Below are 14,783 nucleotides of genomic sequence, written 5' to 3'. Positions count from 1 at the left end.
CCCACGGCCGTTCCGCCCCGCCGCTCCCGCGCAGCGCCGGGGGGCTCGGGCCGCGGCCCGGAGCTTCGGCATATTGTCGTCGCAAACCTCTTGCTAAGTGCCCCCGGCAATCCGATGATTCGGACCGAGAGGGGGAAAAATGGCGGAAAAGCCTCCGAAGCGCGAACGTCCTGTCTTCACCGACAAGGAGGCTCTGCTCTACCACTCACGCGGGCGCCCCGGCAAAATCGCCGTCGTGCCCACGAAACCCATGGCGACGCAGCGAGATCTCTCGCTCGCCTATTCGCCCGGCGTCGCCGCCCCCGTGCTGGCGATCGCGGAAAACCCGTCCCTCGCCTATGACTATACCGTCAAGGGCAATCTGGTCGCCGTCATCACCAATGGCACGGCCATCCTCGGCCTCGGCAATCTCGGCGCGCTGGCGGCCAAGCCCGTGATGGAAGGCAAGGCGACGCTGTTCAAGCGCTTCGCCGATATCGACTCCATCGACCTCGAGATCGACACGCAGGAGGTGGAGGCCTTCATCGCCGCCGTGCGTTATCTCGGTCCCTCCTTCGGCGGCATAAATCTCGAGGATATCAAAGCGCCGGAATGCTTCATCATCGAGGAGCGCCTGCGCGAATTGATGGACATTCCCGTCTTTCACGACGATCAGCACGGCACCGCGATCATCTCCAGCGCCGGCCTGTTGAATGCGCTGCATCTCACCGGCCGCGACATCAAGAACACGCGCCTCGTCTGCAATGGCGCGGGCGCCGCGGGCATCGCCTGTCTCGATCTCGCCAAGGCGATGGGATTCGCGCCGCAGAATGTCACGCTCTGCGACACCAAGGGCGTCGTCTATCGCGGCCGCGTCGAAGGCATGAATCAATGGAAGAGCGCGCATGCGGTGGACACCGACGCGCGCACGCTCGCCGAGGCGCTGGACGGCGCCGACATATTCTTCGGTCTCTCGGTGAAAGGCGCGTTGACGCCCGACATGCTGAAAACGATGGCGCCCGATCCGATCATCTTCGCAATGGCCAATCCCGATCCCGAGATCACGCCGGAGGAGGCGCTGGCCGCGCGGCCGGACGCCATCGTCGCCACGGGGCGCTCCGACTATCCCAACCAGATCAACAATGTTCTGGGCTTTCCCTACATTTTCCGCGGCGCGCTGGACGTGCGCGCCAAGACGATCAACATGGAGATGAAGATCGCCGCGGCGAAGGCGCTCGCCGAGCTGGCGCGCGAGGATGTGCCGGACGAGGTGGCCAACGCCTATCAGGGCGCGCGGCCGCGCTTCGGCCGCGACTATCTCATCCCTGCGCCTTTCGATCCGCGCCTCATCTCCATCGTGTCGCCGGCCGTCGCCAAAGCGGCGATGGATTCCGGCGTCGCGCGCCATCCGATCGTCGATATGAACGCCTATCGCGCCGAGCTTTCGGCGCGCCGCGATCCGATCGCCGGGCTGATGCACACGATCTATGATCGCGTGCGGCGCGATCCCAAGCGCGTCGTCTTCGCCGAGGGCGAGGAGGAGCAGGTCATTCGCGCGGCGCTCTCCTTCGTCACGCAGGGATTGGGGCGCGCCATACTCGTCGGCCGCGAGGATCGCGTCGCGCAGACCGCGCGCAACGCCGGCCTCGAGCTCGGCGATCACATAGAAGTGCACAACGCCAAGCTCTCCTCGCGCAATGGCGTCTATGCGCAATTTCTGTTCGAGCGCCTGCAGCGCAAGGGATTCCTGTTCCGCGACTGTCAGCGCCTCATCAACACCGACCGCAATCATTTCGCTGCGGCCATGGTGGCGCAGGGCGACGCCGACGCCATGGTGACGGGCGTCACCCGCAATTTCTCCAATGCGCTCGAGGATGTGCGCCATGTCGTGGACCAGAAGCCGGGACACAGGCTGATCGGCGTCTCGCTGGTGCTGGCGCATGGGCGCATCGTCGTCGTCGCCGACACGGCGATCACCGAAATGCCGGAGGCCGCCGATCTCGCCGATATAGCGATAGAGGCGGCCGGGGTGGCGCGGCGCATCGGCCTCGAGCCGCGCGTCGCCATGCTCGCCTTCTCCACTTTCGGCTATCCGCCGGGCGAGCGCACGGCCCGCGTGCACGAGTCTGTGCGCGTGCTCGATTCGCGGCGCGTGGACTTCGAATATGAGGGCGAGATGGCGGCCGATGTGGCGCTCAGCCGTCACGCCATGGCGGCCTACCCGTTCTCGCGTCTCAGTGATACCGCGAACGTATTGATAATGCCGGCCTTTCACTCCGCCTCCATCGCCACCAAAATGCTGCAGGAGCTGGGCGGGGCGACGGTGCTGGGTCCGCTGATCGTCGGGCTCGACAAGCCGATCCAAATCGTTCAATTGGGCGCAACCGACGCCGATATCGTCAATATGGCCGCTCTGGCGGCTTTCGGGGTCGGGGGTTAGGGCGGCGCCTCCCCGACCGGGCGCGGCGGCCGCGCCAAAAAACGTTTTTGTCATGGCGACGAAATAATTGCGTTGCAGTGACAATCCTTTGGACCGAGCGAAAGACGAGAGACGATGAACATCACAATGATCGGATCGGGCTATGTCGGCCTCGTTTCCGGCGCCTGCTTCGCCGATTTCGGCCATGTCGTGACCTGCGTCGACAGCGACGCCTCGAAGATCGAGCGGCTGCTGCGCGGCGAGATTCCGATCTACGAGCCCGGCCTCGATGAGCTCGTCGCCAATAATGTGAAGCAGAACCGCCTGTTCTTCACCACCGATCTCACCCCCGCCGTGCGCGGCGCGGACGCCGTCTTCATCGCCGTCGGCACGCCGTCGCGCCGCGGCGACGGCCACGCGGACCTCTCCTATGTCTACGCCGCCGCCGAGACCATCGGCCGCGCGCTCGACAAATTCACCGTCATCGTCAACAAATCGACCGTCCCGGTCGGCACGGGCGACGAGGTCGAGCGCCTCATCCGCGAGGTCAATCCCGAGGCCGATTTCGCCGTGGTCTCCAATCCCGAGTTTCTGCGCGAGGGCGCGGCGATCGAGGATTTCAAGCGCCCGGACCGCGTCGTCATCGGCGTCGAGGACGATCGCGCCCGGGAGGTGATGTCGGAAATCTACCGGCCGCTGAGCCTCAACCAGCCGCCGCTGGTCTTCGTCGGCCGCCGCACCTCCGAGCTCACCAAATATGCGGCCAACGCCTTTCTGGCGACCAAGATCACCTTCATCAACGAGATCGCCGATCTCTGCGAGCGCGTGGGCGCGGATGTGCAGGAGGTCGCGCGCGGCATCGGCCTCGACAATCGCATCGGCTCGAAGTTCCTGCACGCCGGCCCGGGCTATGGCGGCTCCTGCTTCCCCAAGGACACGCTCGCCCTGCTGAAGACGGGGCAGGATTACGCCGCGCCGCTGCGCATCGTCGAGACGGTGGTGGCGGTGAACGATTCCCGCAAGCGCGCCATGGCCCGCAAGGTGATCTCGGCGCTCGGCGGCTCGGTGCGCGGCAAGAAGATCGGCCTGCTCGGCCTCGCCTTCAAGCCCAACACCGACGATATGCGCGACGCGCCTTCGCTCGCCATAGTGGCCTCGCTCGCCGGCGACGGCGCCAAGGTCTACGCCTATGATCCCGAGAGCATGGGCCAGGCGAAGCCGCTGATGCCGGAAGTGACCTTCTGCGAGGATCCCTATCAGACGGCGGAAGGCGCCGATGCGCTGGTCATCGTCACCGAATGGGACGCGTTCCGCGCGCTCGATCTCGATCGCGTCAAGACGCTGCTGAAGACGCCGGTGATCGTCGATCTGCGCAACATCTATCGCGCCGCCGACATTCGCAAACGCGGCTTCACCTATCTGAGCGTCGGTCGGGCGTAAGGAATAAAAAAAGCGCCGTCATTCCCGGCGGGCCTGAGCCCGGCCGGGAATGCGGGGCCGCCGCGTAAAACGATCGCTCAACCGCGCCCCTGCTCCGCGACGAGGGCGAGCGAGGTGAGCGCGGAGAGACGCGGCGGCGCCTCGCGCCGCAGCTCCAGCGCCGCGCTGCGCGCATTTTCCGCCGATTGGAACAGACGCCCCTCCAATGGGCGGAATGACTGTTTCGCCGCATAGAAGCGATAGCCCTTGGCGTCGCGGGCGATCACGCCGACGGCTTCCTCGCCGAGCTCGATGATATAGGCGTCGGACATTTTTTCGGCCTCCTTCTCAGCGGCGCACGGCTCCTCACGACCACTTTGGGCGCGCGGCGCGTCGCTTTGCGAGCCTATAGGCTCTAGCGAATTGTTCGTTATGTCAAATAGAATGTTCTTTTAACAGAACCGCGACGAGAGAACGAACGCATCGTCGGATCGCCGCGCGGCGAAGAATTTCTGCTCCCGGCCCGTAGAGCCCGCGTCGTCACACGCTTGTCGTGCGCAATTGTTGAATATTCTCGCCTTTCGTTGCGAGGAGAAAGTTATGACATCCGTTGCCTCGAGCGTCGATCTGCGTGAAAGCGCCGACGCTCATAGTCCGAAGCCGAAGCTCGATCACAAGCTCGACATACGTGCGATTCTCACCTTCCTCGCGGTCATCGCGCTCGGCCTCGCCTTCACGGCGTGGAGCATCTACAAGGATATTCTGGAGTCCGGCGCGCCGGTCACCAATTATCTTCCCTTCATCATGCTCGGCGTGGCGCTGCTCATCGCGCTCGGCTTCGAGTTCGTGAACGGCTTCCACGACACAGCCAACGCCGTGGCGACGGTCATCTACACCCATTCCATGCCGGCGCCGGTGGCCGTGGTGTGGTCGGGCTTCTTCAACTTCCTCGGCGTGCTGTTCTCCACGGGCGCGGTCGCCTTCGGCATCGTGTCGCTGCTGCCGGTGGAGCTCATTCTGCAAGTGGGCTCGCAGGCCGGCTTCGCCATGGTGTTCGCGCTGCTCATCGCCGCGATCGTGTGGAACCTCGGCACCTGGTGGCTCGGCCTGCCGGCCTCCTCCTCGCACACGCTGATCGGCTCCATCATCGGCGTCGGCGTCGCCAACGCTCTCATGCGCGGCCGCGATGGCACCTCCGGCGTCGATTGGGGCAAGGCCACCGATATCGGCTATTCGCTGCTGCTGTCGCCGCTCTTCGGCTTCGGCGCCGCGGCGCTGCTGCTGCTGGTGATGAAGTTCCTCGTCCGCAAGCCGGAGCTCTACACCGAGCCCAAGGGCCAGGCGGCGCCGCCGTGGTGGATTCGCGGCCTGCTGATCCTCACCTGCACGGGCGTCTCCTTCGCGCATGGCTCCAATGACGGCCAGAAGGGCATGGGCCTCATCATGCTGATCCTCATCGGCACGGTGCCCACCTCCTATGCGCTCAATCGCGCGCTTCCGGCGAGCCATCTCGCGAGCTTCTCGCAAGCCTCGCATGCGGCGTCCAAGGTCGTGGAGACGAAGGCCGCGGGCTATAACGTCCTCGGCGATCCGCGCCCGGCAGTGACGAATTACGTCGCTCAGCATCAGATCAACGAGGGAACCTATCCGTCGCTCGCCGTGCTGATCCGCGACATCTCGCATCAGATCGAGAGCTATGGCTCAATCGCGAAAATCCCCTTCGCCACCGTCGGCAACACGCGCAACGACATCTACCTCGCCTCCGAGGCGCTGCGCTTCCTCGCCAAGGACAAGGCGTCGGAGCTGACCGACTCCGACAAGAAGGTGCTGAAGGAGTATAAGGACCAGATCGATCAGGCGACGAAATTCATCCCGCTCTGGGTGAAGATCTCCGTCGCCATCGCGCTCGGCCTCGGCACCATGATCGGCTGGAAGCGCATCGTCGTCACCGTCGGCGAGAAGATCGGCAAGCAGCATCTGACCTATGGCCAGGGCGCCTCGGCCGAGCTGGTCGCCGCCGGCACTATCGCCGCCGCCGACATGTATGGCCTGCCGGTCTCGACGACGCATGTGCTGTCTTCCGGCGTCGCCGGCACGATGGCCGCCAATGGCGCCGGCGTGCAGATGGCGACGATCCAGAAGCTGCTGATGGCCTGGGTGCTCACGCTCCCCGCCGCCATATTGCTGTCGGCTTCGCTCTACTTCGTGCTGCGTCAGGTGATGTGACGCGCCAAAAAGAGAGGGGCCTTCGCTGCCCCTCTCTCTTATTCCTGCTTCCTGCTCAATCGCCCTTGCCGGCGAGGCGCGGCGACATGATCTTGCTCACCAGGCAATGGGAGCCGTCGGTCGGATCCTCGGTGCGGCGCGGGCGCTTGGCCTTGCATTCCGCCTTGTCGGCCGGATTCGTCACGCCATAGAAGGCGTTGATGATCGCCTGCTCCTGCTCGTGATCGAAAGCGTGCGTCTGGCCGAACATCACATATTGGAAGACCAGAGGCTGCGTCTTCGGCACGAAGGCGACGAAATCGGCGGCCTCTTTCAATTTGCCCGCCGCGCAGCCGCGATAGGCCGCCGGACGCTGATATTTGACCCCCGCGGGCGTGGATTTGCCGGAGAGCGCATAAGTGTAGCAGGCGCGCGGCTTGGACATTTGGCAATAATAATGGATGGTTATGTCCGACCAATTGGTCGGCGCGTAATTCGTTTTCAGGCAGTCGGCCGTATATTGATAGCCCTGATCCGTATGCTTGGGCTCGCCGGCGCGGCGGCTGCCATAGACATCGGCGCTCTGGTTCATCGCCGCGAGAATGGCCGCGCCGGGCAGCGAGAGGCCGGCCGCGGGGGCGTTGGGCAGATAATTGCTGTAGGCCTGGGCCGGATCATTCTTGCCGGCGACGAGCTTGTCGATCTCCTCCTGCGTCGGAACGGCGATCCAATCGGCGACCGCCTTGGTCGTCGAGACGCCGATCCCGAGCTTTTCGAGCGTCGCGGCGTCGAGCGCGCCGCTCTGCGGCAGGCCGGACTTCTGCTGGAAGGCGGAGATTGCGGCGGCCGTCTTGGTCCCGGCGACGCCATCCGGCACGCCTGGATCGAAGCCTTGCGCGGCGAGCTTCGACTGCGCGGCCTGGGCGACCGGATTATAGGGGCCAGCGAGGCTCGCAGAGCCGACAGATGACGCAAGAACGATTCCGAGCGCCGCGAATGCGGCGCGCATGCCTATGCGCATACCAAACTCCCTTCGAGAAAATCTCATGTCGAAACAGGCGACGACCGGGAGTCATATCACCGGCCGCAGAGCCGCCAAGGCGTTTTTCTTCCCCTCGCCGCATCCTCGCGCCGCTCAGGCGAGGAGATCGGCGCGCTTATATTGAACGGAGGGCGTATCATTGGAGGCTTTATTGACCTCCGGGCCGATCTCGAAGAATTCGAGCGCGTCGTCCGGCGCGGGCGCCAGCAGGCGCCAGGCCGCCTCGGCCGCAAATTCGTCGAGGCCGAGCCAGAGATCGAAATCCTTCGGCGCGAGGATCGCCGGCATGCGATCGTGAATGGCGACCGTCGCGCCATTGGCGGAGACGGTGAGGATGCAGGCGGTGTCGAGCTCGCTGCCGTCGCTGCCGATCCATGTCTCATAGAGGCCGGCGAGCGCCAGCGGCGTCCCATCGGCGTGGCGGAAGAGATAGGGCCGGCTCGCCCGCGCCCGGCCCTTGGCGCCGTCGCGGCGCCATTCATAATAGGCGTCGGCGATGAAGAGGCAGCGCCGACGCCGCATCGCGGCGCGAAAGCTGGGCTTCTCCGGCGCGCTTTCGGCGCGGGCGTTGATGATGAGCGGAAAGCTCGCCGGATCTTTCACGAAGCCCGGCAGAAAGCCCCAGCGGACCAGCTGAAAGCGCCGCGCCTCGCCGCCGCGCGGATCGCGTTCCTGCCGCACGATGGGGACGGGCTGCGTCGGCGCGATATTGTAGCGCGGCGGAAAATTCGGCTGATCGACATAGCCGAAATAGTCGCGCGCCGCCTGCGGCGGCAGAGTGATGGCGTATCGACCGCACATGGCTTCCCTCGATTCTCCCATTCTCGCTGCGCTGCGAAATGCCGGAAATCCCGCGCCTTCCCGGAATCGCAGCGGGAAGGCGGAAAGAGATTCTTATCAATTGGAGCCCATATTGGACCCCAGCATATCGGGATTTCCTATGACCGCTGACGCGCAATTCGCAACGCTCGATCAAGTCGACGGCAGTCGAGCGCCGAATCCTTTTTCATCCACCAAGCCGCTGATCAGCCCGGTGTCCGGTCTGGCCAACGACTATCTCAACCTGTTCAACGAGCTCGTCATGATGCTCGAGCAGCTGCCGCACATGCCGGAGCTCATCGACGATCTGCTGGTTTGGCGGCCGGTGACCTACAAAGAGTATTTCGAGCGCTCGCAGCTTCCCGGACGCCACTCGGCGCTCGCCGCCTATGAGAAGGTGAGCCCGGACTTCAAGCGTCGCTTCGAGGCCTATGTCGCCGAGCTCGACACCATCGCCGTCGCCAGCGTCGCCGCCGTGCGCCTGCAATATCGCACCGGCGCGCCGCAGAACATCGACCGCCTCGCGGGAACCTGCGCCCGCGCCGGCGAGAAGATGCGCGCCATTCTCTACAAGGCGTCGCGGCTGGTGAACTACGCCAGATTGTCCGACGACTGACCGAGCGGATCGCTGGCCGGGGCGCCGGCGAAAAACGCCTCGAGCCGCGCGCGCGTCTCGCGCATCGTCAGCGCCGCCGCGAATAGGGCGGCCTCCTCCTCGATCCGGGCGGCCACGGCCGCCGTATCGCCCCGCAGCAGGCGCCGCGTCGCCGCCAGCGCCGCACGTGGCTTGGCCGCCAGCCGGCGCGCGGCGTCGAGCGCCATCTCCTCCACCTCGTCGAAGCCGGCGACCGCATTGACGATGCCGAGGCGCAGAGCCTCGCTCGCCCCGAAGCTGTCGCAGAGCAGCAGGAACTCCGTCGCCTTGACGAGGCCGATGCGTTGCGGAACCAGCAGCGTCGAGGCCGCCTCGGGGATGACGCCGAGATCGACGAAAGGCATTTTGAAGCGCGCCCCATGCGAGGCGTAGACCAGATCGCAATGGAACAGCATGGTCACGCCGACGCCGATGGCGTCGCCCGCCACGGCGGCGACGAGAGGCGTCTGCAGCGTCGCCAGCGCGCGGACGAAACGCAGAGCCGGGAAATCCTGCGGATTGTCCAGCGGGCGGCGGAAATCCTCGAGATCATTGCCGGCGGTGAAATCACCGCCCGCGCCCGACAGCACGATGGCGCGAATCTCCTCGTCGGCGTCGGCCTTGGCGAAGGCGGAGATCATCGCCTCGTACATGGGCTTGTCGATCGCGTTGCGCTTGGCCGGCCGGTCGATGACGATCCGCAGCAGCGGGCCGTCCCGGCGGACGAGGATCTCACGATTCTGCTCGCGATTTTTCATGAGCGTCTCTCTCGTCTCCACGGGGCCGCCGCCCGATTCAATCCCGCCCGGCGGATAGCAGCGCCTGTCCGGCGATGATGGAGTCGCCGCCCTCGACGGTGGCGCGCTCCAGCCCCTCCGCCGCGACGGCGAGATTATCGGCGAAGAAACGCGCCGTGACGATTCTGTTCTGAGTCGCGGCGTCGCCGGCGCGATGCGAGGCGAGCGCCCCGGCCCCGAGCAGAGTGACGCCGCGCGCCAGCGCGAACAGCCGCAGATAGGGCGTCGCTCCGGCGAGCGCCTCGAAGCCGCGCGGGTCGGACGTCGCGGACAGAAAATCGGTCGCGCGCTCGAAAGCCTCGACAGCCGCCGCGGCGCGCCGGGCGATATTGACGAAGATTGCGTCATTGCTCGCCGTCAGCGCGTCTATGTCGTCGCGCATGTCGTCGATCTCGCGCCATACGGCCGCGCCTTTGGAGAGGCGCAGCTTGCGGGTGACGAGATCGATGGCCTGAATGCCGTTGGTCCCCTCATAGATGGGCGTGATGCGCGCGTCGCGCAGCAATTGCGCGGCGCCGGTCTCCTCTATGAAGCCCACGCCGCCATGGACCTGAATGCCGAGCGAGGCGACCTCGACGCCTATGTCGGTGGAATAGGCCTTGGCGAGCGGCGTCAGCAGGCCGGCGCGCTCCTGGGCCGCCTGCGACTCCTCGCCCTCGAGCAGGCGGGCGCGGTCCAGCGCGGCGGCGGTGAGATAGCAGATCGCCCGCGCCGCGGCGGTCTTCGCCTTCATCGTCAGCAGCATGCGCACGACATCGGGATGCTCGACGATCGGCGCCGGATCGGATGAAGCGCCGCGGCCCTGGCGGCGCTCGCGCGCATAGGCCAGCGCCGTCTGCGTCGCCCGCTCGGCGAGGCCGACGCCCTGCAGCCCCACCGACAGCCGCGCATTGTTCATCATGGTGAACATGCAGGCGAGGCCCTCATTCTCGCGGCCGACGAGAAAAGCGACGGCGCCGTCATTGTCGCCATAGGACATTGTGCAGGTCGGCGAGCCATGGATGCCGAGCTTGCGCTCTATCCCGACGCAGCGCAGATCATTGCGCGCGCCGGGGCGCCCGTCCGGCCCCGGCAGGAATTTCGGCGCCAGAAACAAGGAAATTCCGCGCGTGCCGGCGGGGGCGTCGGGCAGGCGCGCCAGCACGAGATGAACGATATTCTCGGCGAGGTCGTGCTCGCCATAAGTGATGAAAATCTTCTGCCCGAACAGACGATAGCTTCCGTCCTCGGCGCGCTCGGCGCGCATGCGCAAATGGGCGAGATCGGAGCCGGCCTGCGGCTCGGTGAGATTCATCGTCGCCGTCCATTTGCCGGAGATCATTTTCGGCAGATAGGCGGCCTTCAGCGCCTCGGTCGCGTGAATCTCCATCGCCTCTATCGCGCCCTGGCCGAGCAGCGGGCAGAGCGCGAAGGAGATATTGGCGGCGTTCCAAATCTCCGTGCAGGCGGCGCCGAGCAGCAGCGGCAGGCCCATGCCGCCATGGCCGGACGGCGCGGAAAGCGCGTTCCAGCCGCCCTCCACCCAGAGCGAATAGGCCTCGCGCCAGCCGGGCGCGGTCGCCACCTCGCCATCCGCGAGCGCCACCCCCGCGCGGTCGCCGACCCGATCGAGCGGCAGCAGCGCCGTCTCGGCGAATTTGGCGGCCTCCTCGAGCGTCGCGGCGGCGGTGGCCGCGTCCAGCTCGGCATAGAGCCCGCCCGGACCGAAGGCCGTCTCGCCCGCCGCCCGCCGCATGGCGAAGAGCAGATCATCGAGATGCGCGCGGTAGGACATGGACGGGCTCCGGGAGAGAATCGCTTTCTCATTCTAGCGCCGCCGCAGGGCTATTCCACCAATGCGCGCGACCATGAGCGCCGCCGCGAGAGGAAGCGCGGCTCGCGCCGAGGCCGCCTTCATGATAGACAGATGAGCATAGCCGAACGGCGCGAGGAGAAATCATCATGCCTCATGTTCGCATTCTGGCCGGCGTCGCATCGGCGCTGATCGCGACGAGCGCTTGCGCCGACGCGTCGCGGAAGGCGCCCGTGGAAGATGGTTATCACATTCCCTATGTCGTCGGCTCCGGCGGCGAGAAGCGCGATGTGATGAATGTCCCCGGCAGCGTGACTGTCCTATCGCGAAAATTCATGGACGATATTCAGGCGACTTCTGTTCAAGACGCGTTGCGCTACGCGCCCGGCGTGCAGGTCATGGGTAGATGAAATGATGGGCCGCCGGCCCTTGCGCCGATAATTAGGTAAAATTGGGTAGTTCTTCCGCGACCCGCGTTAAGCTCCCGCCTGTAAGACGTTTCTCGAAGCGAGAAACAAAGGAGCTTGGTTGTGTCGCTCACACTTTCCGATCTGTCGCTCTATGGCCGCCCGGCCTATGGGGCCTCATATCAGCCGGCGGCCGCCGCGCCCGCGAGCGAGACGCAGCGCGCGCAATCCGCGCAATCGGCGTCGACTCCCGCGGGCGGCGATTCCGCCGACGCCGATGGCGCGCATGATCCCTATGCGCAGATCGACTCGCTGCTCGCCAGCCTGCGCGATCTCACGCTCGGCGGCGCCAAGCTCGACAGCGCTTCGACGACCTCGCAGGCCAATGCGGCCTATGCCGCTTATGCGATGGGTTGACGCGGCGGCTCAACGGCCGCCCGCTTTCGCCTTCAGCTCATAGAGCGCGGCCAGCGCCTCGCGCGGCGTCAGCGCATCTGGATCGATCGCCCCCAGAGCCTCGCGCAATTCGTCCTTCGCCGGCGCGCTCGTCACCACATGCGCGAAGAGCGGCAGATCGTCGATGAGCTTCTCGACCGGCGCGCGCCGATCCGCGGCCTCCAGCTCGGCGAGAATCGCATGCGCCCGCGCCACCACGCTCGCCGGAAGCCCCGCCAGCTCGGCGACATGCACGCCGTAAGAGCGATCGGCGGCGCCTTTCGCGACCTCGTGCAGAAACACCACCTCGCCGGCGTGATCCTTCACTTTCATGGTGAGATTGACGAGCCGTCCCATGCGCTTCGTCAATTGCGTCAGCTCGTGGAAATGCGTCGCGAACAGCGCGCGCGCGCGATTGACCTCGTGCAGATGCTCGATCGTCGCCCAGGCGATGGAGAGGCCGTCGAATGTCGCCGTGCCGCGGCCGATCTCGTCGAGAATGACCAGCGAGCGCGGGCCGGCGCAATTCAATATGGCCGCCGTCTCCACCATCTCCACCATGAAGGTGGAGCGCCCACGCGCGAGATCATCCGCCGCGCCGACGCGCGAGAACAAGCGATCGACGGCCCCTAACCGCGCGCTCTTGGCCGGCACGAAGGAGCCCGCCTGCGCGAGAATGGCGATGAGCGCGTTTTGGCGCAGATAGGTGGATTTGCCGGCCATGTTCGGCCCGGTGACGACGGCGATCTTGCCGGCGCGCGCGTCGCCGAGATCGCAATCATTGGCGGCGAAGATTTTTCCCTGCGCCTCGAGCGAGGCTTCGACGACAGGATGACGCCCGCCGACAATCTCGAAATCGAGCGAGGAATCGACATGCGGGCGCGTCCAATCGCGCTTGACCGCCAGCTCGCCGAGCGCCGCGAAAACGTCGAGCGCGGCGAAGCCTTGCGCGAGACGTTGCAGCTCTTGCGCGCGCGCGAGAACGGCGCCCGCCAATTCCTCGAACAGCGCCAGCTCGCGCTCCTGCGCGCGATCGGCGGCGGAGGCGATTTTCGCCTCCAGCTCGGCGAGCTCGCGCGTCGAGAAGCGCATGGCGTCCTGCATCGTCTGGCGATGCGTGAACACAGCATCGAAAGGCGGACGCAGCAGCCTCTCGCCCTGCGCCTGCGGAACCTCGATGAAGAAGCCGAGAAAGTTGTTGTGCTTGATCTTGAGCTGCTTGGTCTCGGCCAGCTCGACATAGCGCTGCTGCAGCGAGGCGATGACGCGGCGGCTCTCGTCGCGCAGCGCGCGCGCTTCGTCCAGCTCGGCGTCGAAGCCTTGCGCGATGAAATTTCCCGCGCGCTTGTCGAGCGGCGGATCGTCGGCGAGGCGCGTCGCAATGGCGCGCTCCAATTCGCCGTCGCAAGCAGCGAGCTCGGCGATCTCCTGCGCGACCAGCGGCGCCGCCTCCTGCGCGGCGAAGAGCGCGACGATCTCGCGCGCGGCGGCGAGCGCCGCGCGAATATTGCCGAGATCGCGCGGGCCGCCGCGCTGCAATGACAGACGCGAGAGCGCCCGCGCCACATCCGGCGCGCGGGCGAGCGTGGCGCGCAAGCGCGCGCGCAGCTCCGGCGCGGTGACGAAGAAGGACACCGCGTCGAGCCGCTGCGCGATCAATTCCGGCTCGGTGGAGGGCGCGGCGATGCGCTCGGCGAGCAGGCGCGCGCCGGCGGGCGTCGCGCTCATGTCGATCGTCGCCAGCAGCGAGCCGTCGCGCTCGCCTTTCAGCGTGCGCGTCAGCTCGAGATTGACGCGCGTCGCCGCGTCTATCTCCAAAGTGGCGCTGCGTCGCAGGCTCGAGGGACGGCGCAGCGCCGGACGTTTTCCCTTTTGCGTGCGCTCGACATAGAGGATGGCCGCCGCCGCCGCCGCGATCTCCGCCTCGCCCAACGCGCCGAAGCCCTCTAACGTCGCGACGCCGAAGAAATCGAGCAGCCGCCGCGCAGCGCTCTCGCCGCCGACATCGCGTCCGAGCGCGGTCAGCGGCGCGTCGAGATGCGCGAGCTGCGATGTGAGCTGCGCGTCGGCGCAGATCGCTTCCGCCGCGACGATCTCGCGCGGCTCCAGCCGCGCCAATTCGCCGGCCAGCTCCGCCTCGCCGACCTCCGCGACATCGAAGGCGCCGGTGGAAATATCGACGCAGGCGAGCCCATAGCGCCAGCTTCCATCGAGCCTGTTTCCGTCGCCCCCGCGCAGCCGCGAAAGCGCCGCGAAGGCGTTGGGGCGCGCGGGATCGAGAAGCTGCTCCTCGGTGATGGTGCCGGGCGTGACGAGCCGCACGACGTCGCGTCTGACGACGGATTTATTGCCGCGCTTGCGCGCCTCGGCGGGGTCCTCCATCTGCTCGCAGACGGCGACGCGATGGCCGAGCGAGATGAGCTTTTGCAGATAATCATCAGCGCGCTCCACCGGCACGCCGCACATGGGGATGTCGGCGCCCTGATGCTTGCCGCGCTTCGTCAGCATGATGCCGAGCGCGCGCGAGGCGGTCTCGGCGTCCTCGAAGAACAGCTCGTAGAAATCGCCCATGCGATAGAAGAGCAGGCAATCGGGATTGGCCGATTTGATCTCTATATATTGCGCCATCATCGGCGTCGGCCGGGCGGCCTTGTCGTCGGATCGCGGTTTCTCGTCCATGAGACGCTTCGTGCTCTTCCTCGGTTCGAGGCGCAATAAGACACAAAGCGCATCGAGTTCAAAGGGAGCCGTGCGCCCCGTCCCCGACCCTCTCCCGGGGCCTCTTCCGCTCACGAAGATCGGAATGTGCGATTCGTCACTTGGCTAGGCTCGCCG

Annotated in this window: 12 protein-coding genes; 6 read left to right on the top strand and 6 right to left on the bottom strand. The window is 66.2% G+C overall.

What is annotated here, in order from left to right:
- Nucleotides 1-139: 139 nt before the first annotated feature.
- Both EDE12_RS02100 and EDE12_RS02095 read left to right on the top strand, forming a co-directional pair.
- Complete coding sequence (locus EDE12_RS02100) at nt 140-2,419, top strand: NADP-dependent malic enzyme (RefSeq protein ID WP_026599842.1); 2,280 nt, start codon at nt 140-142, stop codon at nt 2,417-2,419.
- 114 nt (nt 2,420-2,533) lie between these two features.
- Entirely contained in the window at nt 2,534-3,838 is a 1,305-nt protein-coding gene (locus EDE12_RS02095) for a UDP-glucose/GDP-mannose dehydrogenase family protein (RefSeq protein ID WP_026599843.1), read from the top strand.
- Between the two features lie 77 nt (nt 3,839-3,915).
- Here EDE12_RS02095 and EDE12_RS02090 read toward each other — a convergent pair whose 3' ends face one another.
- Nucleotides 3,916-4,149 carry a hypothetical protein gene (locus EDE12_RS02090; RefSeq protein WP_024878232.1) on the bottom strand — a complete coding sequence of 78 codons (234 nt, stop codon included), beginning with the start codon at nt 4,147-4,149 and terminating at the stop codon, nt 3,916-3,918.
- Between the two features lie 268 nt (nt 4,150-4,417).
- Here EDE12_RS02090 and EDE12_RS02085 point away from each other — a divergent pair, with 268 nt between their 5' ends.
- The gene (locus EDE12_RS02085; RefSeq protein WP_026599844.1) at nt 4,418-6,043 is read left to right on the top strand and encodes an inorganic phosphate transporter; all 1,626 of its coding nucleotides are present in this window, start codon (nt 4,418-4,420) and stop codon (nt 6,041-6,043) included.
- Nucleotides 6,044-6,098: 55 nt separating this feature from the next.
- Here the strand turns inward: EDE12_RS02085 and EDE12_RS02080 are convergent, their stop codons facing one another.
- Both EDE12_RS02080 and EDE12_RS02075 read right to left on the bottom strand, forming a co-directional pair.
- Nucleotides 6,099-7,043 carry a peptidoglycan-binding domain-containing protein gene (locus EDE12_RS02080; RefSeq protein WP_036291298.1) on the bottom strand — a complete coding sequence of 315 codons (945 nt, stop codon included), beginning with the start codon at nt 7,041-7,043 and terminating at the stop codon, nt 6,099-6,101.
- 114 nt (nt 7,044-7,157) lie between these two features.
- Nucleotides 7,158-7,865, bottom strand: a complete 708-nt coding sequence (locus tag EDE12_RS02075; protein ID WP_026599845.1) for an SOS response-associated peptidase — start codon at nt 7,863-7,865, stop codon at nt 7,158-7,160.
- A 139-nt stretch (nt 7,866-8,004) separates the two neighbouring features.
- Between EDE12_RS02075 and EDE12_RS02070 the strand changes: the two genes are divergently transcribed.
- Nucleotides 8,005-8,499, top strand: coding sequence for a hypothetical protein (locus EDE12_RS02070; RefSeq protein ID WP_026599846.1), 495 nt, complete (start codon nt 8,005-8,007; stop codon nt 8,497-8,499).
- Here the strand turns inward: EDE12_RS02070 and EDE12_RS02065 are convergent.
- Nucleotides 8,475-9,275, bottom strand: a complete 801-nt coding sequence (locus tag EDE12_RS02065) for an enoyl-CoA hydratase-related protein (RefSeq protein ID WP_026599847.1) — start codon at nt 9,273-9,275, stop codon at nt 8,475-8,477. The genes EDE12_RS02070 and EDE12_RS02065 overlap by 25 nt on opposite strands.
- 37 nt (nt 9,276-9,312) lie before the next feature.
- Entirely contained in the window at nt 9,313-11,088 is a 1,776-nt protein-coding gene (locus EDE12_RS02060; RefSeq protein WP_026599848.1) for an acyl-CoA dehydrogenase, read from the bottom strand.
- A 167-nt stretch (nt 11,089-11,255) separates the two neighbouring features.
- On the opposite strand from EDE12_RS02060, the gene EDE12_RS02055 reads away from it, so the two are divergent.
- Nucleotides 11,256-11,516 (top strand): Plug domain-containing protein, encoded by a 261-nt coding sequence (locus tag EDE12_RS02055; protein ID WP_026599850.1) that lies wholly within the window; start codon nt 11,256-11,258, stop codon nt 11,514-11,516.
- A gap of 120 nt (nt 11,517-11,636) precedes the next feature.
- Complete coding sequence (locus EDE12_RS02050) at nt 11,637-11,930, top strand: hypothetical protein (RefSeq protein ID WP_026599851.1); 294 nt, start codon at nt 11,637-11,639, stop codon at nt 11,928-11,930.
- A gap of 9 nt (nt 11,931-11,939) precedes the next feature.
- Here EDE12_RS02050 and mutS read toward each other — a convergent pair whose 3' ends face one another.
- The gene (gene mutS / locus EDE12_RS02045; RefSeq protein ID WP_026599852.1) at nt 11,940-14,627 is read right to left on the bottom strand and encodes a DNA mismatch repair protein MutS; all 2,688 of its coding nucleotides are present in this window, start codon (nt 14,625-14,627) and stop codon (nt 11,940-11,942) included.
- Nucleotides 14,628-14,783 lie beyond the last annotated feature (156 nt).

It is taken from the genome of Methylosinus sp. sav-2, from assembly GCF_004366495.1.
In the GTDB taxonomy this organism is placed as follows: domain Bacteria; phylum Pseudomonadota; class Alphaproteobacteria; order Rhizobiales; family Beijerinckiaceae; genus Methylosinus.
The sequence above is the reverse complement of the archived record's forward strand: the minus strand, read 5'-3'. Positions and strand labels throughout refer to the sequence as shown.